This is a genomic window from Deinococcus sp. QL22, from assembly GCF_023370075.1.
Taxonomy (GTDB): Bacteria; Deinococcota; Deinococci; order Deinococcales; family Deinococcaceae; genus Deinococcus.
Map to the genome: position 1 here is coordinate 1,889,059 of NZ_CP097149.1, position 23,442 is coordinate 1,912,500.

Consider the following 23,442-nt stretch of genomic DNA (forward strand, 5'->3'; position numbering starts at 1 on the left):
GATGTCGCTGGAACCAGAACGGTGAGGTGGGCTGGCGATCATGGGCTTTGCTGAAGTCCTGTTTAACCTCTGCCTGTTGGTGACCTGTATTTTTGGCCTCAGCCTGACCTATCAGGAATGGCCGGTGCGCCGCAGAATCCGTGAGCACGCTCTGCGCGTGGGGCTGGCGTCCGCCTTTTCATTGCTGCTGATGGCTTTTTCTATTCAGCACTACGGCTTCCGTTTTGATCTGCGGTTGGTGCCGCTGGTATTGGTGGCCGTGCGTTACGGGGTGGGTATTGGGGCGCTGGCGTCTTTGCCCATGCTGCTGTGGCGCTACCTGGAGGGCGGGACTCAGGCTGGCGTAACGGGGGCCTTCAATATTGCCGCGATGATGCTGATGGTGGGTCTCCTGCGCCCCAAACTCCAGATGTTGGTATTGACCCCCCGGAATAGCTGGTTGCTGCCCTTGCCTTTCTTGGGCGTCAATCTGGTCATGTTGGCCTTCCCGGATGGCCGGGCGGTGTTCTGGCAGGTGTACCCGCTGGGACTGACTCTCAATACTCTGGGGCTGGGCATCGCCACCGTCATTTTGCTGTCCCGCTTTCAATTGTTGCGGGTCACGCAGGCCTTCCGTACCCAGGCGCTGACCGACCCACTGACGGGGCTGGGCAACCGCCGCCAGTTCGACGCCGACCTTGCCGAGTTGGATGCAGGCGCACAACTCGTGTTGCTGGACTTGGATCATTTTAAGGTGGTGAACGATCAGTACGGGCACGATGTGGGCGATCAGGCGTTGCAGGGCGTGGCGCGGCTGCTGGGGCGCGATGAACGTCAAAAAGCGCGGGCCTACCGTGTGGGCGGCGAAGAATTTGCCCTGCTGACTGATCTGGGAGGTGAGAGCCGCGCCCGCACACTCGTCGGCGGCCTGCTGACCGAAGTGGCGGGGGTAGGAATGGCGCTGGCCGGAATCTCTCCTTCCCGTCCAAATGGCTTGCCGCCCACCACGCTCACCATCTCCGCGGGCCTGGCCACCCGCCGCGTCCACGAAACCCCGCATGACCTGTTCCGGCGGGCCGATGAAGCCCTGTATTTGGCCAAAACCAATGGGCGCAACCGCCTGGTGTGCAGCCCTGATCTGGCTGCACAGACCAGAAAACCCGCTGATGCGCGGGCCAGCGGCCGTCCGGCAGAGGCCAGCGCATCCTTCTGGGGGCATCCCGCCTTGATTCCTGTGCAGGTCAAAGCAGCCTCGAACAGCTTGGAACAAATGGACGCCAAAGCCGCGCCAGCCCGAGCGCGGGTGGGTGAGCCGGGCGTTGCAAAAACGCCTGACGCCGCCCCGCCACACATTGCCCCGCTGGAGATTTTGCCCCGCTTTACGCTGTGGCAATCGCTCAGAACCACCGTGGATTTGCTGTCTCAGCGGCGCAGTATCACCGACCAGGACTGGGCCGAGTTGCTGCGGTTGGCGATTGCCTGCGTCGACGGCGCGGAGGCTGGATCACTGAACGTGCGCGAAGGTCGGGAATTCCGGCTGTGTGCCGTGGAAGGCTATGACGGTGCGCTGGTGGGCTTGCCGCTCACTGAACGGTCTGAGAAGCGTTGGTACGGTGCAGATGTAGGCCACTGGCGAGCGGGTGTGGCACGGGTGCTGAGCGGGTCAGCTTTGGTAGACGTCTGGACTCAAGCTGATCTGCTGCACGATACCGGGCAGGATGTGGCCTTTCACGAGGGGGGACGGCGCACAGAGTTGCGGGCCAATTTGTGCCTCCCTGTGATTCTGGGCGGCGAGGTGGTGGCTCACCTGAATCTGGATTCGTTCTCGTCGGAGGAGGCGTTTACGGCGGCCAGCATCGAAGTGGCAGGCACCTTTGCACACCAGTTGGCCGCCCTGCTCCAGTTTCAGCAGCGCTGGCGCGAACTCGACTTGTTGGGTGGATTGCACCTCGGCCTTCAGACCGATGGCGGACTCAGGGCTCTACCTTCTGGCACTCTGGCCCCTGATATCCCGGCAGAAGAAGCCCGCCTGGAACTCCACCTGACCGAAGCCGCACTGGACTTGCTGCATGCCCATCAAGCTACTTTGTTGCGCTACGACGCCGACCTAGATCAACTGACTTCCCGCGCAACCGAGGGGCATTACCGGAACTTTGGCCCGGTGCAGTTGCCGCGTGGGCAGGGGCTTTCGTGGGTGGCGCTCGACACTGGCAACATCATGCGGAGTAGCGATGTACGGGCCGACCCCAGAATCTACAGGCGCGAGCAGATGGGGCACGATTGCATGATGGCCGTGCCGCTCTTCGGGCGGCAGCACGATCCGCTGGGCGTGTTGGTCGTGACCCGTGATGCCCACCGTCCTTTCCAGCCCGCCGACGAAAATCTGGGTCTGCTACTCGCCAGTGTCGGATCGCGCCTGCTTGAACGCCATGCCCATGTGGCCGACCTCCGGGAAGCCCTGGAAGCCGCGCTGAACACGTTGGGTGTGGCCCTGGAAGTGCGGGATTTCGAGACTCAGGGCCACTCCCAACGCGTCCGGCATCACGCGCATGTGATGGGCAAGGCGCTGAACCTGCCCGAAGACCGGCTGATGGCCCTGCGGCACGGCGCGGCCCTGCACGACATCGGCAAACTGGGCATCTCGGACGCGGTGCTGCTCAAACCTGGACGCCTGACCCCCAACGAGTGCCTGGCAATGGAGGCCCACGCGCCACTCGGATCGGTGCTCGCCGCCCGTATTCCCTACCTGCACCCCGAAGCGCACGCCGTGATTCGCCACCACCACGAACGGTGGGACGGCACCGGCTACCCAGACCAGTTGAGCGGCGAGCAGATTCCGCTGCTGGCCCGTCTGTTTAGCCTCTGCGACGTGTACGACGCGCTGATCAGCACCCGGCCCTATAAACGGGCCATGCCCCCCGAACAGGCACTCGACCTTATTCGGGCCGGACGCGGCAACCAGTTTGATCCCGACCTCACCGACCTGTTTGTGGAGCTGTGGCAGGCCGGAGAGATTCGCTGAGCTGGAGTTGCTTCTCCGCGCTCAGGCCATCACTTCTTCCGTCAAGCACGCCTCAAACGCCGCCGTATATTCCGCCTGATCCAGCCCACGCCCGATGAACACCAGTTCTGTGTTACCGTCGCCCGCTTCCCAGGCATCGGCGGTAAACAGGTCGCGCACCGCCTGAAACAGGATGCGCTGGGGGTAGCCGTACAGGTCGACAAAACCCTTTACGCGCAGCACTTCGGCAGGGCGCGACAGGATCAGGTCGGTCATGAAGCGTTGCCAGCGGTAGGGGTCAAGAGGGCGGGTGGCCCGCAAGGTAAAGGATTTTAGCCCCGGCGTGTGCTGCGCGGCGGTGTCGGCTCCGTCCAGCACGCGGGGATCGAAGTCGTCGCGGGCCAGCAGCGCGTCGGCGTCCAGTTGGCCCTGCTCTACCCGCACCATTCGGGCCAAGGGATTCACACCGCGCAGCACGCTCTCTGCGTGATCAAGCAAAACGGGGTCAGACAGGTCGGTTTTGTTCAGCACGATCACGTTGGCGTAAGCCAGTTGCCGCGCCGCTTCCGGGTGGTCGCGCAGAGTTTGCAGGGCGTGGCGGGCGTCTACCACCGCCACCAGCGTGGTGACGCGGAAGGCGGCCCGCACCGAGCGTTCCAGCAAGGTTGCCAGCACAGGCGTCGGGTCGGCCACACCCGACAGTTCCACCACTACGGCGTCAGGCTGTTGCTCGCGCATGGCAATTGTCACCAGCGCCCGCAGCAGGTCGTCGCGGCCCGTGCAGCACAGGCAGCCCGCCGTCAGTTCGGTCACGTCGTCGTTCAGGCGTTCTATCAGGCCGCCGTCCACGCCCGCCTGCCCAAATTCGTTCACGATGATGCCCAGGCGGTGCGGCAGGGAGCGGATCAGGTGATTGACCAACGTGGTTTTGCCCGCCCCCAGAAAACCGCCGATCACGATGACAGGCACACGTTCATCGGTGCGGGGCGCAGGGGCGGGGGAAAGGTCGGTCATGGGGGCAGGATAGCGGGCGGGCGAGGCCGCAAAGGTTTCTTGGTCTTGATTGCCGCTGACCAGGTGCAGGGGCCGCTGGATTGTTGCTGAAATGGGAACTGAAATGCCGATTAGGTGGGCTTCGCTACAGCCCCCCACGCGGGTTCACGTCTACCCGCACTCTGGCCTTCACACTGCGGTCTACCGCTGCCAGCAGTTGCGCCAGCCGGGCGTCGTCGCGGGCACGCAGGAACAGGTGATAGGGGTACACGCCGCGCAGGCGGGCCACCGGACTGGCGGCGGGGCCAAGCACTTCCTGCGCGGTGGCTCCTGCGCCGTGCAGGGCGTCGGCTACAGCTTGCGCGGCAATTTTGGCCTTTTCGGGGTCACGGGCGGCAATTTCCACCTGGGCCAGGCGGGCGTGCGGCGGGTAGCCCAACTCCTTCCTGACCCGTTCCTCGGCGGCGGGATAGGCCAGCGCGTCGCGGCCCTCGATCAGCACCTTCAGCGCCGGATGGTCGGCCTGAAAGGTCTGCACCACCAACAGCGGAGCGCGGTCTGGGTGCCATTCGGCCAGTTGCCTCAGCAGGCGGTGGTAGCGTTCCGAGGCCCGGAAATCGGACACGTTCAGCCACGTATCGGCCAGCGTGACGCCCAACAGGGCCAGATTGGGCGGCGCGTCGTGCGAGAGCAGCAGTTGAGTGCCCACCACCACGCCACTTTCTCCGGCATACAGGGGTGTCAGGTCGTCCTGGCGGTCTTTGTCCAGTCGGTACACTTTCAGCCCCGGCACCAGCTTTTCTACCATCTGGGCAATCCATTCGGTACCGGGGCCGCGTGCCTGCCACATGCGCTCGCCGCAGTTGTCGCAGCGTTCGGGAATGGCCTCGTGATAGCCGCACTGGTGGCAGGTCAGCTGGCGGGTGTCCTGATGAAACCGCAGCGGCACATCGCAGTTGCGGCACTGCGGCACATGCTCGCAGGTGGGGCAGCGCAGCAGCGCGGAATAACCTCGCCGGGGCGCAAGCAGGGCCGCCTGTCTGCCGCGCTCATGGACTTGCCGCAGCAGGCGCACCAGATCATGACTGAGCGGATAGCCCAGATCGGCGGGCGTGAGGTGGGTGCTGCTCAGCGGCCCCAGTTCGGCCTGTTCGGGCGGGTTGGCGTAGTCCACCACATGCACACGGGCACGGGGCGGCGGCAGCACGGCCCCCACGAAGGGCACACTTTCGGCGGCGGGCGCGGCTCCGACCATCGCCAGTGCAGCGTCGTGCGCGGCGGCCACGCGTGCGGCCACATCCGGCACGAAGGCCCTCGATCCGGCCTGCAGCTTGTGCGCGTCGCTGCCCTCTTCCAGCACTACGATCAGGGCGGGGTCGTGCAGCGGCGCGGTCAGGGCCAGATAGGAACCGATCACCAGCCGCGCCTCACCTGACCCGATCAAGGCCCAACTGTGCGCCCGCTGCACCTCGCTCAGGTGCCCGCTGATCTGAATGGCCCGCGTGCCCGCCGCCTCTGCCAGCCCCGACAAGTGTTCCCAGGCGCGGCGCAAGGTGGCGTGGTCGGGGGCCAGCACCAACACGCCGCGCCCCTGAGTCAGCAGGCGGCCAATGCGCGGGGCCAGCGTGCGGGCGCGGCTGGTGGGGCGGCCACCGTGCAAACGCCAGATCGGGGCTTCGGGCAAGAGGTCGGGGTCGGGCGCTCTGGGCGGGCCAGCGGGAGTGGGCGCGGGAAGTGGGGGCGGCGGGGCGGGCCGCTGCACGGTGTCGGCCCAGCCTTTGGCCGCCAGTGTTCCGGCCACCGTAGGCGTCAGATGCACCCCCGCCAGGCTTGCGCCATTGGCCCAGGCGGTCAGGGATTCCACCGGGCCATGCTCTTGCAGCCACGACCACGCGGCGGGCGGCGGCGCAAGTTCGGGCACGTGGGCTGCCGCCCCCGCATTCAGCAGCGCAGTCACGGCGGCGGCACTCACGCCCGCACCCTTGGCCCACCCACTCAGGCTGGATTGGGGTTCGTGGGCGGCCAGCCAGTGCCAAGCGGGGGGCGCTTCCCGCTCCTGCTGCACGGCCCGCGTGCCCCCTTTGGCCGTCACGCCGTTTAGCACGCTCGTGCCCACGCCTGTGCCGTGTGCCCACTCGCTGAAGCTGCGAACTGGGCCGTTGGCATTCAGCCAGCCCCACGCACCTGCCTGCTTGGGGGTTAGGGCTGCCGGGTCGGGCGGTGGCACGGCTTCCAGCCACGTTTCTAGGCGTACGCTGGCGTCGGCCTGTGCCCAGGGTTCGGCCCTCAGCAGGGTGGTCAGGCGGCTGGCCTGCGGTACCTCATCCAACGTCCGTGCCTGAACCACGCCGCGCATTTTGGGCGTCAGGCGGAACGCTTCTTCCAGAAGGCCCTGTTCCCGAATGGCGTCCAGCAGATTGGGGGCAAAAGCGGCGGCATCGGCCCACGCCAGCCCCGGCACCTTACGCCCGAAGGCCGAGAGGTCTGCGTCCTTCACGGCCCGCACGCGGTGGTCATAGGTGGCGTCCCAGCCCACGCCCACCAGGTCGCCCCAGACCAGTCCGGCGGGCAACTGGGCATCTGCCGCCCATCCGCCAATGCCAGCCGTGGTGGCGGCGGGCACCCAGGGTTGTTCGGGGGCGTCCAGCACCGTCACCACATCTCTGACTCGGTGGGCACTGACCGGATTTCCCGTGCCCACCACCAGCCCCACCGTCAGTTCTCCGCGCCAGGGCACCAGCACGCGGCAGCCCAGCGGGATTGGCCCCGTCCAGCCGTGTGGCACAGCAAAGTCCAGCGCCGGAACGGGCAGCGGCACGGCCACCAGCCACGGAACGAGAGAAGGGGCGGCGGGCGGCGTCACAATCTTCAGGCTAGCGCGGCGGCGGATTTGCAAAGCAGAAGGGGGCTACAGACAGGCGGAGTTGAGGAGGTTCGCGGCTTGAGGCTGGCTTGTATCTCTCGTTGTGTCCTGTGCCCCGCTTCCTGCACAGAGCAGCCACAGACGGCTCCCTCCAGACTGACGTTGCTCTTCAGATCACAGGCACAAGACAAGGCAGCCTGTTCCCACTCCCTCAGGCGTTACGCTGCCGGGCGTGTCTGCTCCCCACGCTGTTTCCACTGCCGCTCCTGTGATCGCGCCCTCTGCCCGCTCCGGCGTGTTGCTGTCGCTGCTGTCGGCCCTCAGTTTCAGCACGCTGGGCATCTGGGGCAAGCTGGCTTCAGAAGTGGGACTGAACAGTTTTACGGCGCTGGCATGGCGTTTTGTGGGGGTGGTGGTGTTGCTGCTGCCCCTCACCTCTCGCGGGCTGACGTGGCGGGCGCGGGGCAAAATGGCGGGCGTGGGCGTGGTGTATGCGCTGGCGACCACGCTGTATTTCGGGGCGCTAGACCGCATCAGCGCCGGAACCACCAGCCTGCTGCTGTATCTGGCCCCGGCGTTTGTGGTGCTGCTGGGCTGGGCCGTGCTGGGCCGAAAACCCGGCGGCAGGCAGTTGGGCGCGGTGGCGTTGGCCGGGGCAGGGTTGGCCCTCGTGATCGGTATTCCCGGTGCAGGCGATCAGAACGCTTTGGGGCTGGGGCTGGCGGCAGGCGCGGGTTTCCTCTACGCCCTGTACCTGCTGGCCTCCGAACGCTGGCTGTTGGGAGTCAGTCCTGTGGCGGCTACCGCGCATATGGCGCTGGTGTCAGGCGTGTGGTTCACGGTGTTGGCGGGCGCAGAAGGCCAACTGAGCGTGCCAACCACGTGGCCGCAATGGGGCGTGATTGGCGGCATGGCGCTGGTATCCACCATCGTTGCCGTGCCTGCCCTGTACGGCGCAATCGCCCGTCTGGGGGCCGCCCGCGCCAGTTTGCTGGGCACGCTGGAGCCGCTGTTTACGGTGCTGCTGGCCTTCCTGATCCTGGACGAACCTTTGCGGCCTGCGGTGCTGCTGGGCGGCCTACTGATTCTGGGCGGCGCGGTGCTGGCGCAGGGGCGGCGGGGCAAGGGCTGATGATGTCGTTCTGGCTGTGTGGGTGTTGGTCTAAGAGTCTAAAAGTCAAGGGGTTAAGGAAGGGCAAGAGCTAGAAACTGGGGCTTTTAGCTCCTCACCCTTGAGGGCGGAGGTTGGGACTCGCAGAGCTTCTTGGTCAGAACGGACTGTCATCATAAACGGACTCGCATGGGCAAGCCATTCCTCCCCATGAGGACGCCTGACCGCTGCGCCAGCAGAGGGGAGAGTGAGCGCCAGCGATTGCCCTCTCTTGGTTCCTTAGACCCTGAACCCTTAGACGCCCTTCCTCCGTCCCACACCCGACAACCACCTCCCCCTAGGGCAGTCCCACCAACCCAAACCCGTTGACCAGCGCCACAGGTACGCCCAACGCCTCCGCTTTGGCGTTGTCGGGTACTCCGGGTGGGCCGGGCAAAATCAGAGTAGGCCGCGCCTCCAAGCCCACGCCGCCGGTATCGTCTAGACGGGTCAGTACGGCATCGAATGTCCAATCGGCTGTCCAGAGGCGCTTGAGGGCGTGCAGGGCGGCGGTTCCGGGCGGGGTCACGTGGGCGGATTCGCTGCCAAGTTCTCCGGGGCGGCGCAGATGCACGTCCCGAATGGCGACCCCAGCTATGCCTGATCCGGCCAGCCCAGCATTCGCCAGAGCGCGGTAAAACACCTGCACCGCGTCGTCAAGCAGGTAGCTGGTGCGGACCACCTCCTGCGCCCGAAAGCACAGCGCCTCCAGGTGGTCTTCATCTATCCGCGCCGGATTGATCAGCGAAAACAGCCGCCGAATCTGTTCGGGCAAGTTCGCGCCCCGGTAAAAGCCTTCCTCGAAGCCCGCCGGAACCACCATGCCGCCCGGCAGTTCTGGCTCCCGCGCCGCCAATCGGTGAGATTCGGCTCCTACACGGCCTTCTGGTTGCCGTGCCGCCTCTGCAAAGGTGAGCATAAGTCAGTGTAGCGGCAGGCCAGCGAAGGTAAATTAAGGCAGAGCTGGAATTTCCTTTGCCTCCGTCTCCCGGGGGTGAGGTACTGGGCGAATTCTCCTGTCCACTCCGCCAACACGGCCCGCTCAGTCGCCCAGGCGGTTTCGCAGCCACGCCTTGACCGTACTGGCCCCCGGCGTATCGCGTACCAGCACGGCCAGAAAGCCTGTGGGCACAGCGGCGACCACCAGCACACGGTCTGCGTACTCCACCTGCACGGCGCGGGGCAGATTGGATGTACCGATGTGCGGGCCACCAAGCCGGGCCGCCATGACCAACACGCGCACCGATGGGCCGAGTTCGCTGGGCAGCGCCGCGCCCCAGCTTTCTTGCAGCACCCCCTCAGTGTCGTACTGCGCCACCGCCGCCACCCCTGGCAGCGCGCCGAGGCCCGTCATCAGGGCGCGGTTGGGTTCTGGGTCAAAGGGTGGGGGGGCGGCAGCCAGAGCACCAGCGCCTTCATGGAGCTGTGCGCTGTGCGCTGTCTCAGCTTCGATCACACTGGCTTCAATTACACTGGCCGAAAGGACAGCTTCCAGCCCGTCGCCCAGCCAGCCGCGCAGGGCCGGAAACAGCGTGCCGGGCGTAATGGGCTTGCGCAGCACGTCCAGCACACCGAGTTCGAGCGCCTGTGCCCGCAGTTCGTCTTCTACCACCCCCGTCATCAGCACCACGGGCAAATCGGGCCGCTGCTCACGCAACATCCGGGCCAGATCCAGCCCGCTTTCTCCCGGCATCCTCACATCCGACAGCACCAGCGCCGTTTCGGGCGTCAGGGCGTCGAGGGCACTGCTGGCTCCATCGGCCAAACGCACCGACAGATGTGGGGCCAGCAGGCGGGCCAGCATCAGCCTCACGCCAGAACTGTCATCCACGATCAGGATGGTACGCGGCGGGGTTGGGACAGACATGTGGCCGAGCCTACCGGGTTGTCAGTGACGCAGACCTTACGTGTCAGGTGAGTTTGGTGTTGTTTATCACTATCAATATGTGCTGGAAGTCAGCACTCCAAGCAGGCGCTCAGGGCAGACCGGGCGGGTATCCTGCATGCTATGACCGTGCCCGACCCTAGCCCCACCCCTGCCGACGCTGCTGCCGCTCCCGTTAACGCAGCGCGTGCGGCCCCTACTTCTGTTATCGACAACTTCATCACCGAAATCATCGAGCGCGACCTTCAATCCGGCAAATACCCTCAGGTCGTGACCCGTTTTCCGCCCGAACCCAACGGCTACCTGCACCTCGGCCATACCTTCGCGTCGTTTCTGGACTTCCAGACGGCGGTGCAGTACGGCGGGCGCTACCACCTGCGCATGGACGACACCAACCCGGAAGGCGAGAGCGAGGAATTCGCGCAGGGCATTCAGGATGATCTGGCCTGGATGGGCTGGCAGTGGGGCGAGCATCTGTATTACGCCTCCGACAACTTTGAGCGCTACTACGACTACGCCGTAAAGCTGATCCAGATGGGCAAAGCCTACGTGGATTCGGTCAGCGGCGACGAGATGGCCCGCCTGCGTGGCACCACCAGCGAGGCGGGTACGCCCAGCGAGTTCCGTGAGCGTTCAGTCGAGGAAAACCTGAACCTGTTCGCCCGGATGCGGGCCGGAGAGTTCCCCGAAGGCGCACACGTGCTGCGGGCCAAAATAGACCTCGCCAACGCGAATATGAAGTTGCGCGACCCCGTGCTGTACCGGATTTTGCGGGCCGACCACTACCGCGCCGGGAGTGCGTGGTGCATCTATCCGATGTACGACTTTCAGCACCCGCTCCAAGATGCGCTGGAGGGTGTGACGCACTCCATGTGCAGCCTGGAATTCGTGGACAACCGCGCCATCTACGACTGGTTGATGGACACGCTGGGCTTCAATCCCCGCCCGCATCAGTACGAATTTGGGCGGCGCAGCTTGGAATACACGATTGTGTCCAAGCGCAAATTGCGGTTGCTGGTCAATGAGGGTCATGTGTCGGGCTGGGACGATCCCCGGATGCCCACGCTGCGTGCCCAGCGGCGTTTAGGCGTGACGCCCGAAGCCGTGCGGGCCTTTGCCGCCCAGATCGGGGTCAGCCGCACCAACCGCACCGTAGACCTCGCTGTGTACGAAAACGCCGTGCGCGGCGACCTGAACCACCGCGCCCCCCGCGTGATGGCCGTGCTGGAGCCGCTGCCCGTGACCCTGGCCGGTCTGGATGCTGACCGTGTGTTGCCCATTCCTTACTACCCGCACGACGTGGTGCAGGCCAGTGAGGACGGCCTGGTGCCTCTGCCCACCGGACAGCGTGTGTCGCCCGAACAGGCGGTGCGCGACGTGCCACTGGGGGCTGAACTGTACATAGAGCAGGACGATTTCAACGCCGACCCACCCAAAGGTTTTAAGCGCCTGACTCCGGGAGGCACGGTGCGGCTACGCGGTGCAGGGATTATCCGTGCAGACCGCTTTGATATTGACTCAGCCGGCAACGTGACCCGCGTGTACGCCACGCTGCTGACTGAGGAGGCCAAAGCGGGCGGCGTGATTCACTGGGTCAGCGCCGCACACGCCCTGCCCGCCGAATTCCGGCTGTATGACCGCCTGTTTTCCGTGCCCAACCCGGAGCGTACCGAGGCCGCCGACGAGGACGCGCCAGAAATGGAGGAAGACGCCGCACCGTTGGACGCCGCCTTCCTGCGTCATCTGAACCCCAACAGCCTGAACATTACACAGGGGTTTGTTGAGGGCAGCGTGGCCGCCGATCCCTTGGATACCCGCTACCAGTTCGAGCGGCAGGGCTACTTCTGGCGCGATCCGGTAGACAGCAGCGCAGACAAGTTGGTCTTCGGGCGAATTATTACGCTGAAGGATGCCTGGGCCAACCAGAGCAGCGAGGCGGCCAAAGTGGAGACGCGCCGGGGGAAAGCCGAGGCCAAAGCGGACGCAAAAGCCGCGCCGCAGCCCGCGCCTCACGCCCCTCAGCCCACCTCCCTGACACCCGAACAAACCGCCGAAGTCGCCCGCCTGACCGCGCTGGGTGTGTCCGACGCCGACGCCCGCACGCTGGCCCGCGATCCTCAATTGCTGGCCTTCGTCAATACGGCTCCTACAGATTCCACGCTGGCCCAGGTCGCGTCGTGGGCGGTCAATGATCTGGCCGCCACCATCCGTGAAGGCCGTGCCCGCGTGCAGCCCGCAGACCTTGCGCCATTGGCCGCGCTCTTGGCCGCCGGAACCGTGACCAGCCGAATTGCCCGCGATACGCTGGCCCGCGCCGCCGAATCGGGCGAGGCCCCCGCCGCCATCATCGAGCGCGAAGGCCTCAGCGCCCGCCTGGATCCCGCCGAACTGGCCCGCGTGATCGCCGAAACGGTGGCCGCCAACCCCGATAAGGTGCAGGCTTACCGGGGCGGCAAAGTGGGCCTGATGGGCTTTTTCACCGGTCAGGTCATGCGGGCCACCGGGGGCAAAGCCGAGCCGCAGGCGGTAGCAGAAGGACTGAAGGCCGCGCTGGAAGGCTGAATGGGCTGAAAATATGCTAGCTGTGGGTCTTCTATGCTGTTTGGCCGCTCCCTCTGTTTATTTAGCTCACTCTGACCTGAAATTCCGGAGGGGGAAAATTATCCAGGCGAGAGTGTATAGCTGGTCAGTAAAGCAAGAAGTGTTCTAAAATCTCCGCATGGGCACCTGGATCAGTCATTTCCGTGTGGCAGAGTTACTGCTGGAACGCTTACCCGGCCTAGACGCCCAACAGTTCGTGATCGGCAATGTGGCCCCCGACTCCGGGCGTCCCAACCACGACTGGACGAGTTTCGACCCGCCCAAGTCGGTCACGCATTTCCTGCAACCCGGCGACGATGAAGGCCGAATTCGTGACCTGACTTTTTATCGGGAGTTCGTGGGGCCATTGCGGGGCGGCGACCCGGCCCATTTCAGTTTCATGCTGGGGTATTTCACGCATCTGGTCACCGATAACCTGTGGATGCACCTGATTGGACACAGTATCAAGCAGGCGTTTGCCGCCGAATTTGCTGAAGACAAAGCAGCGACTTGGGGCCGTGTCAAAGACGACTGGTACGGCCTGGATCACAAATATCTGCGCGATTGCCCCGACAACGCTTTTGCCCGCTGGGTGATGGGTGCGCCCAATCCGCCGTCACCGTTCGCGTTTCTGCCCTCGGAGGCGCTGGCCTACCGTCTGGACGACCTGCGCGAGTTTTACAGCCATCCCGAAGCCTTTGTCCTAGACCGCAAATATCCGTATTTCAGCGAGGCGACCATGAACCGGGCCGTGCAGGACTGTGCCCGCGAGATCGCTGCGCTGCTAGAGCAGTTGGAAGCCGGGACTGTTCCCGACGACGCCCAGATTTCTCTGCACCTAATGAACTTGCCGCCAGCGTACCTCCTGCCCTAATTTTCTTCCTCCTGCACGCCACACCGCCTACCCCACCTCTGCCCCTTGGCTGATGCGCGGTGGGCGGTGTGGCTTTTACAGTAGGGCACTTCAACGCACGGAGGTTTACGCATGAAACAAACCCAACCCGACGGTATTTTTACTCTCCCCGCTTCCCGCTGAGGACGCGCTTTCTGGTGGCCTGATCCTCCTGTCCGGCTGGTCAGGCCACTCTACTTCGGAAGGCGTTCCTGCCGAGGTTTTTCCCATGACTATTCACACTGCTGACCCGGTTCAGCATCTCCAGCGTTCCTTTGCCCGCTTGGGCATGCGCGTGCTGACCGCGCCCACACACATGCCGCGCTGGGGCCGCCGCGCTTCCACCTTCGATATTGATGTGGCCCGTGACGCACGCGGCGAACATTTCCTGATCCGTCTGCCCGAAGAGGCCGCGCCCGAACTGCTGACCTTGGACGTGCGCCCCGAACTGCGCCAACTGCTGTTGCTGGCCCGCGTGGGGGAGCGCAAAGACAAGTTCCTGTGCGGCTTCGACGAACGCCACCTGTTTACCGCCGCCGTGCCCGGTCAAAGCGTGCGCGACGTGCTGGGGGCCATGCACGCGCTGAAGCCCACGCCCATTCAGATCAGTGAGGCGCGGCTGCGGGTGCGTGGCAAAGACCGATTGCGCCGCCGGAATGCCGCCTTCGTGCGTCAAGGGGAATGGTTTTTTGCGCCTATGCCTGACCTGATCGTGCCTGCTCAACGGGTGCGCCGCAACGAACCCCTGACGCGGGGCGCGGGTAGCAAACCGCACATTTGCGCCGAGGCCGCCCGCCTGGGTGGCGAACCCGTGATGGCCTGCGACAAGCACCGCAACGGGATTTCTATGCAGCGGTACACCCAGTTGCTCCAATCCAACCCGAAGGCCCGCAACTGGAACTGGCAATCCTTCCAACGCAACCCCGAACTGTACGTGCGCGGTGACGTGCGCCACAAAGATCACGCCACGCTGCACCTTCCCAGTTGGCACCGCGTCCTGATGAATACCGAAAACGAATCGGCGGGGCGGGAATTTGTGGCTTTCTTGGACTGACGAACTCCCATCAGATTGGCAGGCGCGGAAACAGTATCAAGTTCGCGCCTGCCTTCCTCTTTCGTTAGCTTTTACAGTCCTACAGCATCCCCAGCAGATTCACGCTTTGGGTAGGAATCGCCTCCCCGAACGCGCTGTAGCGGCGGGCCACACCCGGATCACCGCGCCCGCACAGCACCGTGATATCGGGCGTGGCCTGCACATTCACGTCCAGCAGGGCCAGTCTGCCCGTCTCATACGCGCCCAGATCTATGTACACATGGTTGTACAGGCGCGTGGGCGTCCGCACCGGCGTATGTCCATGCACGCTGTACACCACGCCGTCGGGCATGGCAAAGGGCCCCTCGAATGGCCGGAGCCACAGCGCCGCCGACAAGGGATTGGGGTACTGCCGATGCTTCACGGGCGGCGCGGCGTGCGATACCAGCACACTCGGCTCAGACGGGGGTTCGTCGTGAATTTCCCCGTCTGCGGTGACAAACACCACCCGCTTCAGTTGCTCCAAGTAAGCCGACAGCAGGGGCGGGAATTTCTCCAGCGTCAGGCTGCCGAGTTCCTTGCGCACGCTGTCTCCGCCGTTCCCCATCCACCACTGGTAGCCTTCCATCGCCTTGCGGTAATCGCCCAGATCGTGCGTGCCCGTGTAGCGCGTGTACCACTTCAGGCCTTCTTCGGCCATGCGCTCGTGGTTGCCCATCAGCAGCGTGGCGCGGCCCTGACCCTTCAGATCCAGCAGCAGTTGCACGGTTTCCATGCTGTGCCTGCCCCGGTCTATGGCGTCGCCCAGGCTCAGAAAGTGGGCGTCCGGGTAGCGTTCGGCGGCGGCGATCAGCAGGTCTGCGCGTCCGTGCAGGTCGGGCACGATCAGGACTTGGCGACTCATTCGTGCCTGCTTTGGTGGCCGTCTTCCAGTTCATCGGTGCTGTGCTCGTCACTGAAGTCCAAGAGGGTCTGTTTGCTCCGTTCCCTTAGCAGGCGTGCGCCGTCTGCATCGGGCACAAAGGTCACGCGGCCCCCCTGCACCTCCACGCGGTAGGCGGCTCCGTCAGCGGCTCCAGGCAACCATTCGGCAGGCAACTGAAAGGTACGGCCCTGCAAATCCTCCACGTCGGCCAGTCCTGCTTCCTCGTCCAGCACGTCAATGACCAGCACATTTGGGGCCAGTAGGTTTTCGGGGGCGGCAGAACCAGACATAGGCGGCAGTGTAGCGCCCAGTACAGCTTTCAACTCTGAACTGGGTCAAGAAATTCGTCGCGTAATTCACGGAATGAGCTTCGGCACCCGGCCTCCTCGCGGGTAAGGCCAACTTTTAGAGGATGCCGCGCCGCGCCCGCCTGCCCTAACCTGTGCGCGTGTCTGACCTCCCCAAGCCGTCCACCGTGCCCAACTCTTCCCGCCGCCGCTTCCTGCGTGGGCTGCTGGGCAGCGGCGCGGCGTTGGGGTTGCTCGGCGGCGCAACGGTGGCCCAGAGTTATCTGCACGGTGTCACGCGCCATACGCGCACTTTGCCCGGACTGCAAGCCCCGCTGCGTCTGGCCTTCCTGACCGACCTGCATTACGGCCTGTTTATGCACGAAAACAACGTGCAGCAGTGGATAGAGGCCACCAACGCCGAGCGCCCGGATGTGGTGTTGCTGGGCGGCGACCTGATGGATTACCGCACCGATGGCCCGCCCACGCCGCTGCTGAGGCAACTGGAACGGCTGCAAGCGCCGCTGGGCGTGTACGGCGTGTGGGGCAACCACGATTACGGCAGCTTCGGCTATTACGGCAACCGGCATTACGGCTCCAAGCGCCCCGATTGGCAAAATCGCCGCGAGGAATTGCGCGTTGCGTTTGCGGGAGCAGGCGTGACCCTGCTGCGCAATGAGGGCCGCACCCTGCGTGCCGACCTGCACATTGGCGGCGTAGACGACCTATGGCACGGCCAGCCAGACGCGGCGGCAGCGTTGGCCGGAGCGGGGAGCCGCGCCACGTTGTTGGTGACGCATAACCCCGACCTTCTGCCCGATTTGCTCGCCCCAGTGGGTCTGGTGCTGTGCGGTCACACGCACGGTGGGCAAGTGCGGTTGCCGCTGTTAGGCGCGCTCATGGTGCCCAGTCGCTACGGCCAAAAATACGCGATGGGCTGGGTCGCCGGAGCACACGAAACCCCCGCCTATGTAAGCCGGGGCTTAGGCGTCAGCGGGCTGCCGGTTCGCAATCTGTGTACGCCAGAGATCACGATGCTGACGCTGAATCCGGCGTAAGGGGGCGGTCTAAGGTGCTGGGGCGAGGGCAATAATCTGAGGCCTTTTGCTCCTCACCCTTGAGGGGGGAGGCTGGGAGGGAGGGAGTGAGCAACGTGATTGCCTTCCTCCCAGGGCCGCCCCTCCACCCCCGCCAAACTCGCCGCCAGATCAAACGCTACTGCCAGCCCAAACGTATCGGCCAGCGGGCCACCCAGCAGCAGCGATACATCCGGCAACACCCGCTGATGCAGGGGCGGCGCGTCTGTTCGGCCATTGGGCAACGCCAGCCACGCACCCGGCACGTCGGCCAAGCTGCGGCCCGTTTCCAGCGCCTCCGTTCCCAATACAGGCAGGGCGTCCATCAGGCCCACCAGATCTTCCAGCGTTTCGCGGCGCAGGCCCACCGGAACCCCGGTCAGGCGGCCCCCGGTGGGCGCGTAGCCGTGTGGGTCACGGTGATGAATGCGCGGATACAGCGTGTAGCCGCCGTTCTGCGGGCGCAACGTCAGACCATCCACCCGCAGAACAGGGGAGAGGTCAGCCCCGCTGCCGCCACTGTCGCTGGGGGCATTCAGGCGCGGCGTCTGGCGGTAGGCGCGGGCGTGGGTGGTATGAATGCCCAACCCCTGCTCCAGCAGTTCAGGCCCCTCGGCTCCAGCGGCCACCACCACGAATCCAGCCCGGATGGTGTGCGTTTCGTGCGTCACGATCTGGTGCGTATTGGTCACGGTCAGGCGGTCTAGGCGCACGCCGCCGGGAACCAGATGAGCCTGAGTGTTCAGCATCAGGTCAGCCCCCGCCCGCACTGCCGCGCTCGCCTGTGCCGCCGCCAGCGCACCGGGCCTGTAGGCGGCCGCCGTCAGGTCAGCCTCGGCGAAGGGGAGCAGATCGGCGTCCAGCAGGGCCAGCGAACCCGGATACGCAGCCAGAGCCTCCGCAGTCGGCACCCGTTGCAGTGCAGCTTTTGGATGCAGGCTCAGCAACGGGCGACTCTGAAACTGAATGCCGTTCCCTATCGAGGCGGTTTGGGCGGCCAATTGCGCCCGCGTCCAGTTGGCCCGCTCTTTCCAGAGTTGAGCTGAGTCTCCATCTGGAATGTCCTGCACGGTCCACACGCCTGCCGCCAGAATCGTCGCGCCGTCTTCGTTTGGCAGGCCACCTTGTTCGGTGAGCAAGAGTCTGGAACCGGGCATCAGTTGGCGCAGATACAGGGCACAGGCCGCGCCCATTCGTCCGGCCCCGATGATCACGATGTCGTATTCCGTCTCCGAAAAAGATTGCCCGACGTGTGCCCAGACCTGTCCCGCCGCCGCTGCCGTCATGGGGGCATGATGGCGTGTTTGGCTGTGCGTTGTGGGAATGCCTGACGGGAAGGGCATCTAAGGGTCAAGGGCCTGACGGTCTGAGAAGTGATCACAAGCTCTGGCTAAAGCTGTTTCTCTGTGGATTACGGGACTTGCAGCACGAAAAGAGAGTCGGCAACGAGGGTGGCCCTTGCCCTTCTTTAGACCCCCGGCCCTTAGACTGTTCCTGACCGCCAATCCATCCTCACCCCTTACCCACAGTCGGCTTTTCTCATGGCCCTCTGATGGGGGGCTGCGTATACTCGCCGCACATGTCTGCACCGCGTTTCTCTTCCCGGCTGCCCACACACGTCTTGGTTGTGGGCGGGCTGCTGTGCGCTCCTGCGGCCTCGGCCCTGAATGTGCGCGTGCTGGTGCTGGCTGCGCCCAGCCTGACGGTGCGGGTTCCGGTGGCGGCCCCTCCGGCAACGCCCCTTCCGGTCTATCCGGCCGTGCCCACCCCCGCGCCCCTGCAATTTGCGGCGTGGCGCGTGGGCGTGCAGGGTAGCGGCGCAGGTGCACGCCTGACGCTGAACGGGCAAGACTCTGGCAACGCTACCCTGTATTTGCCCCCAACCCCCGGCAGCGTCGTGGAAATTGGCGGCAAGGCCTACCGGGGCGGGGTGTTCCTGCGAACCGAGCGCGGCGGCGTGCAGGCCATTAATGTGGTGAATGTCGAGGACTATCTGCGCGGCGTGGTGGCGTCCGAGATGCCGAGTTCCTGGCCCGCTGCGGCGCTGGCGGCTCAGGCTGTGATTGCCCGCACCTACGTCGCTGCCCGCGTGAATCCCGCCCTACCGTTTGACACCTGCGCCACCGAAAGCTGTCAGGTCTACACCGGAATAGCGTCCGAGAAACCCGCCACCGACGCCGCCATTGCCGCCACTGCTGGGCAAGTCGTGGCCTACGCAGGCAAGGCGGCCAGCACCTATTTTTCCAGCGATTCGGGCGGGTTTACGGCGTCCAGCGCCGAAGTCTGGGGTAAGGACGTGCCCTACCTGACGGCCAAAGCTGACCCCTTTTCGGCAGGCAGCCCACGTGCGCGGTGGCGCATAGAGGTTCCGCTGAGCAAGGTGCAGGAAGTCGCGGGGCGCTACGGCGTGCGCGTCGGCATCCTTCAGGCCGTCACGGTCAACGGTTTCAGCGCGTCGGGCAGGCCACAGCAGATCAGCTTTACGGGTGCGTCGGGTGTGGCCCGCATTTCCGGGGCCGAGGCAGGCGGCTTTGTGCGTTCGCTGGGCGCGGTCAGCAGCCGGGCCACCCTCTCGGGCCTGAACCCACTGATCGTGGAGGGCGCGGGCGCGGGGCACGGCGTCGGCCTCTCGCAGTACGGGGCGCTGGGGCTGGCGCGGCAGGGCTACGACCATCTGCACGTACTGGGCTTCTATTACCCCGGCACATCGCTGAGTGCGCTGGCGGGCGGGGTAGAGGGAACGCGGCCTAGGCTGGCGCTGGCTCGCCCGCTGCCTTCTCCTGCATCTCTGAATCTCTTTGCCAGTCACCCCGCTGCCCCCACTTGGATGACCCAATGAAGCGGGCAGGTGCGTCTGGCACAGTCAGGAAGCGGAGGAGCAGACTGGCGGGCTTGCTGCTGGGCGCGGCCCTCACCTTCGCTGGGCTGATAAGCGGTGCAGAAGCCCGCACTGTCAAAATCATCAGCGCCGATACGCTGGAACTGCGGCAACTGGACGGCCAAGAGATCGTCCTGATCAGTGGCGCACAGGAATCGGGCGGCGTGGAACTGCGGGTAGACGACGACATAGTGAAAGCGTTGCGCGTGGAGTACAACCGCACCCGCCGCACGCTGACGCTGGTGGGGCAGGCCAGCTATTTTTCAGCGTCCGACGCGCAAACACTGACCGGGGAGAACCTGGTGGTGGATTTGGGCACCGAGGAACTGACCGGACAGGACGTGCTGATCAGCGACGCGGACTTGGAGATTCGGGGTTCGGAAGTCGACCGGATTCCGGGGCAACTGCGGGCCAATAACGGCTACTTCACGCCCTGCGCCAAGTGTGGCCGCACGCCCAACGACTACGCCTTCCGCGCCGAACGCCTGATCGTGTACCCCGGAGACCGCCTTGTCGCCTACCGCGCCCAACTGCTGCTGGCCGACTTTCCGGTGCTGTATCTGCCCGTGCTGGTGCTGCCCCTCAACGACCCCGAACGCCAACCGCGCCTCTCGATTGGGCAGGCGGCGCAGGACGGCTACACCGTGGAAGCCGATTTGCCCTTCAGCATCGGCTCTACCACGCTGGGCACGACCCTGCTGCGCTACTACCAGAACCGCAGCCCCAGCTTCGGCGTCGGCGTGTCGCTGCGTTCCTATCAGCCGCTCCCGTTCATCGACCGCCTGAATCTGTACGTGCTCAACAACCCGCGCCCCTTCCTGTCTGACGGTACGCAGCAGCCCGGCACCGATCTGGACATCAATTTCAGCGCCAAGGGCCGGATTCCGCTCGTGACCGCCGTGCGCGACCTCGATTACAGCCTTACCGTGACCCGTAGCGATCTGGGCCGCGCCAGTGGCGACCCAGAACGCGGCGTCACCAACGTCAATTTTGGCGTCAATGTGGAGTATCCGTCGTTCAGCGGGCAGTTCAATTACATAGACCGCTATGGCCCTGAGGGAGTCACGCGGCTGACCACGCCCCTCAAGCAGCCGGAAGTCGTCGTTGACCCGAAACCTTACGTGCAGGGCGGCCTCAGCACCGATTTTAAATTTACGGTGGGGCAATACAGTGGTCAGAGCAATCCACTCTCACGCAGCGCCACTTTGCAGGGCATCAACATCTCCACCTCGCGGCTGGAAGAACAGCACAGCATTTCCTACACCGCCAAACCGTGGACGAATGCCGACCTGACCCTCAACAATACCTTTACCGGGCGCTACTACGGCACTGGGGCCAGAACTGTGCAGCTGAATCTGGGCGCACAGCTGACCCAGCGCTGGAATACCACCAACACGTTTACCGTCAGCGGCGCGTATACCCGCATCGAGGGCACGAGTCCCTTCGCCTTTGACGCTCTGTCGGGCCGCCGCGTCAGTGCGCCCATCGGCCTGACCATCAGCACTGTCCCAGTCAAGGACGTGACCTTCGGCGTCTCTCTTACCCGCGACCTGATGCTGGGGCCAGAGGCTCAGGCTCCCGCGAATTTCAACCTGTCGGTGAACCGCGTGCCGCTGAGTGCGTCGGCGTCGTTGTCTCACAACTTTTATACCGGAGTGGTAGAGAGCGCCAATTATTCCATCACGCTCAGCGACCCACGCACCGACGAGCAGATTGAAGCGCTGAACCGGGCTAACGTGAGTCAAACCAATACAGGTCAAACCAGTACGGGCCAAACCGGTACGGGTCAGAGCCAGGTAGTTCCCAATGCCAATCAAGCCTCGGCCAATTCGGGCACGGGCACGTCAACGGACGCGGCGCAAACTGGAGGGGCACAGACTGGAGCCGGACAGACCCGAGCGAACGTGGGCGCGGGCAGTTCAGCGGGTAGCACTCAGGCTGACGGTACGGCAACCACAGCAGCTCAGACCACAGCCAGTCAGACTCCAGCCAATCAGGCGACAACCATTCCAACCACGATAACTGCGCCCGCAGCGTCCAACACGGTAACCACCAGCACGCCTGTCACGCCGCCCCCACCCCCGCCCATTCGCCGCCTCTGGCCTGCGCCCAACCTCGCGCTTTCTGCCACTGGGGGCTACACGCGCTCCGGGGGATACTTGCCGTTTACGGTGAGGGCCACTGTGACGGGCGATGTGCGAACCAACAACTTCAACGTGTTCGTCACGCACGCCATTCAAACGCCCAATATCAGTGCCATCGGCGCAGAGTTCAACGCGACGGGCACACGGGATACGGTGCTCAATCCCTTCACCGTCAGTGCCCGCGAAACGCTGACCTTTCCCACCGACGCGGCCATTGCCTCGGCGCAGGCCACTCCCCGCCTCAACGGCGGCGCCAGCGTGACCTGGCGCGGCGCTTACACGCTGTCTACGGCACATGATCTGCTGGTCAATCAGCCCGCCAATGTCAAAGAGAGTGGCACCGTCACCTTCAGCGTGGGCACGGCGGCGGGGCAAGCGACCAACTGGCAGGTGACCTACGGCGGCCCCTTCGATGTGGCCCGTTTTGGCTGGACGCGCCCCAACCTCAGTGCCAGCCTCCGAACCACCCGTCCGGGCCAGAGCATCAGCGCGACGGCTCTGTTCAATGTGAAGGGCCTGGATCAGCAGCGCACTGAACTCGCCCAAGCCAACCTCACCGCCGACTGGCAATTTGGAACGCGCTTTTCGTTGTCCGGTACAGCCAATTACAGCCGCACGCGCACCGGAACCTTCCCCGACGACAAGGCCACCGACAGCCTGACCCTGAACCCGCTGAAGCTGGGGCTGGCACTGGGCAACGGCCCCAAACCCGGCGCGTACCTCACGGCCAGCCTGCGCCAGACGTTTATTTGGCAAGATGGCGTGCGGCTTAACCCGACCCCGCTCGCGCCCGTCATCGGCCTCACCATAGACCGCTGCTGCTGGGCGCTACAGGCCGAAATAGACCTGAGCATCCAGCGCTACCGACTCGCCATCGGGCTTCCCGGCAGCACCGCTTACCCCCTCTTCGATATTGGTGCGGGCGGCCTGACGCCCCTGCCCACGCTGTTACCGGGTGTCCGGTGATGATGTTCGTCCCTGTGAGGTCAGTATGTTGAAACGGAATTTGATAGGGCAGATTGTGCGTGGGGAGTCGGTAGTGGTCAGTGGGAAAGGCAGATGGCCTAGCAGCACTCCGCTTCGGCCAAAGCATCTGTCATTCCTTCTGCTACCGGTGCTGCTGGCTGCCTGCACCGGCACCGAAGAAGGGTTGCCTATTCTGCGGCTGGCTGTCCTGACCAATGGCGGCACAACCCTTCAAACCGTGACCACAGGAGGGATATCTGGCGACCCTGCCCCTGCCGAATTCACGGTTCCGGTCACGGGCGGCGTCAGTCTGGATACCTTGCCGGGGGGTGGCCGCGCCCTCCTCACGCTGGCGGCGGGGCTAGAAAGCCGGGACGCCAATCTGGCCACTCCTCAAGCCTTTACTGCACTGCCTTTTACCCCCGTGTGTCTCACCAGTACGGCCACCAGCGCTGCCCGTGACCGCCTGCTGACCCTCAGTGCCTGCCTCAACGGGCCTCAGCAATTGGCCCTGTACCGCAGCGACGGCACGCTGATCTGGACGGCCACCCTGCCCACCTTTACCCCGCCGATTCCCGGCCCCGATACCCCCCCAGTTCGGCTGGCGGTGCTGGGCGATACGGGCGTGGTAGCCCGGCCTGCGCTGGGCGGGGGCAGCGAAGTGTTGCGGGCCGCACCTGCCACCCTGGGCGACCCTGTAGCCACAGTAACCACGCCGCTCCCCACTCCTCCTATCCGTGATCTCGCTCCCTACGGCACAGCTATCCTGGCTGCCACTGATACAGGCGTG

At 64.8% G+C, this 23,442-nt stretch carries 16 protein-coding genes (1 of these 16 only partly in view); 9 read left to right on the plus strand and 7 right to left on the minus strand.

Annotation, left to right across the window (positions count from 1 at the left end; all coding sequences use genetic code 11):
- The first annotated feature begins 40 nt into the window (after positions 1-40).
- On the plus strand, positions 41-3,001 hold the full coding sequence (locus tag M1R55_RS09425) for an HD domain-containing phosphohydrolase (protein WP_249391547.1): 2,961 nt from the start codon (positions 41-43) through the stop codon (positions 2,999-3,001).
- Between the two features lie 21 nt (positions 3,002-3,022).
- On the opposite strand, the gene M1R55_RS09430 is transcribed toward M1R55_RS09425, so the two are convergent.
- Together M1R55_RS09430 and priA are read right to left on the minus strand one after the other, a co-directional pair.
- Positions 3,023-3,994 (minus strand): GTP-binding protein, encoded by a 972-nt coding sequence (locus M1R55_RS09430; protein WP_249391548.1) that lies wholly within the window; start codon positions 3,992-3,994, stop codon positions 3,023-3,025.
- A gap of 124 nt (positions 3,995-4,118) precedes the next feature.
- The gene (gene priA / locus M1R55_RS09435; protein WP_249391549.1) at positions 4,119-6,836 is read right to left on the minus strand and encodes a primosomal protein N'; all 2,718 of its coding nucleotides are present in this window, start codon (positions 6,834-6,836) and stop codon (positions 4,119-4,121) included.
- 232 nt (positions 6,837-7,068) lie between these two features.
- On the opposite strand from priA, the gene M1R55_RS09440 reads away from it, so the two are divergent.
- Positions 7,069-7,968 (plus strand): DMT family transporter, encoded by a 900-nt coding sequence (locus tag M1R55_RS09440; RefSeq protein ID WP_249391550.1) that lies wholly within the window; start codon positions 7,069-7,071, stop codon positions 7,966-7,968.
- A 316-nt stretch (positions 7,969-8,284) separates the two neighbouring features.
- Here M1R55_RS09440 and M1R55_RS09445 read toward each other — a convergent pair whose 3' ends face one another.
- Positions 8,285-8,905 carry a hypothetical protein gene (locus M1R55_RS09445; RefSeq protein ID WP_249391551.1) on the minus strand — a complete coding sequence of 207 codons (621 nt, stop codon included), beginning with the start codon at positions 8,903-8,905 and terminating at the stop codon, positions 8,285-8,287.
- 123 nt (positions 8,906-9,028) lie between these two features.
- Positions 9,029-9,853 carry a response regulator gene (locus M1R55_RS09450; protein ID WP_249391552.1) on the minus strand — a complete coding sequence of 275 codons (825 nt, stop codon included), beginning with the start codon at positions 9,851-9,853 and terminating at the stop codon, positions 9,029-9,031.
- Positions 9,854-9,994: 141 nt separating this feature from the next.
- Here M1R55_RS09450 and M1R55_RS09455 point away from each other — a divergent pair, with 141 nt between their 5' ends.
- From M1R55_RS09455 to M1R55_RS09465, 3 genes are all read left to right on the plus strand, one after another.
- The gene (locus tag M1R55_RS09455) at positions 9,995-12,433 is read left to right on the plus strand and encodes a glutamine--tRNA ligase/YqeY domain fusion protein (protein ID WP_249391553.1); all 2,439 of its coding nucleotides are present in this window, start codon (positions 9,995-9,997) and stop codon (positions 12,431-12,433) included.
- Positions 12,434-12,590: 157 nt separating this feature from the next.
- Positions 12,591-13,325 carry a zinc dependent phospholipase C family protein gene (locus M1R55_RS09460; protein WP_249391554.1) on the plus strand — a complete coding sequence of 245 codons (735 nt, stop codon included), beginning with the start codon at positions 12,591-12,593 and terminating at the stop codon, positions 13,323-13,325.
- Between the two features lie 247 nt (positions 13,326-13,572).
- The gene (locus M1R55_RS09465; RefSeq protein WP_249391555.1) at positions 13,573-14,397 is read left to right on the plus strand and encodes a hypothetical protein; all 825 of its coding nucleotides are present in this window, start codon (positions 13,573-13,575) and stop codon (positions 14,395-14,397) included.
- A gap of 79 nt (positions 14,398-14,476) precedes the next feature.
- Here the strand turns inward: M1R55_RS09465 and M1R55_RS09470 are convergent, their stop codons facing one another.
- Positions 14,477-15,280: a metallophosphoesterase gene (locus tag M1R55_RS09470; protein WP_249391556.1), complete on the minus strand. Its 804-nt coding sequence runs from the start codon at positions 15,278-15,280 to the stop codon at positions 14,477-14,479.
- Positions 15,277-15,591: a hypothetical protein gene (locus tag M1R55_RS09475; protein WP_249391557.1), complete on the minus strand. Its 315-nt coding sequence runs from the start codon at positions 15,589-15,591 to the stop codon at positions 15,277-15,279. Before M1R55_RS09475 ends, M1R55_RS09470 begins: the two co-directional genes overlap by 4 nt.
- 152 nt (positions 15,592-15,743) lie before the next feature.
- On the opposite strand from M1R55_RS09475, the gene M1R55_RS09480 reads away from it, so the two are divergent.
- The gene (locus M1R55_RS09480; protein ID WP_249391558.1) at positions 15,744-16,646 is read left to right on the plus strand and encodes a metallophosphoesterase; all 903 of its coding nucleotides are present in this window, start codon (positions 15,744-15,746) and stop codon (positions 16,644-16,646) included.
- A gap of 53 nt (positions 16,647-16,699) precedes the next feature.
- Here the strand turns inward: M1R55_RS09480 and M1R55_RS09485 are convergent, their stop codons facing one another.
- Positions 16,700-17,950, minus strand: coding sequence for an FAD-dependent oxidoreductase (locus M1R55_RS09485; RefSeq protein WP_249391559.1), 1,251 nt, complete (start codon positions 17,948-17,950; stop codon positions 16,700-16,702).
- Positions 17,951-18,243: 293 nt separating this feature from the next.
- Between M1R55_RS09485 and M1R55_RS09490 the strand changes: the two genes are divergently transcribed.
- The 3 genes from M1R55_RS09490 to M1R55_RS09500 all read left to right on the plus strand — a co-directional run.
- Positions 18,244-19,503, plus strand: a complete 1,260-nt coding sequence (locus M1R55_RS09490) for a SpoIID/LytB domain-containing protein (RefSeq protein WP_249391560.1) — start codon at positions 18,244-18,246, stop codon at positions 19,501-19,503.
- Entirely contained in the window at positions 19,500-22,652 is a 3,153-nt protein-coding gene (locus tag M1R55_RS09495; protein ID WP_249391561.1) for a hypothetical protein, read from the plus strand. Before M1R55_RS09490 ends, M1R55_RS09495 begins: the two co-directional genes overlap by 4 nt.
- A gap of 148 nt (positions 22,653-22,800) precedes the next feature.
- A protein-coding gene (locus M1R55_RS09500) for a hypothetical protein (protein WP_371827098.1) crosses the window boundary here: on the plus strand, positions 22,801-23,442 show its 5' portion. It continues 378 nt past the right edge of the window; the window shows 642 of its 1,020 coding nt (coding positions 1-642); the start codon lies at positions 22,801-22,803; the stop codon falls past the right edge of the window.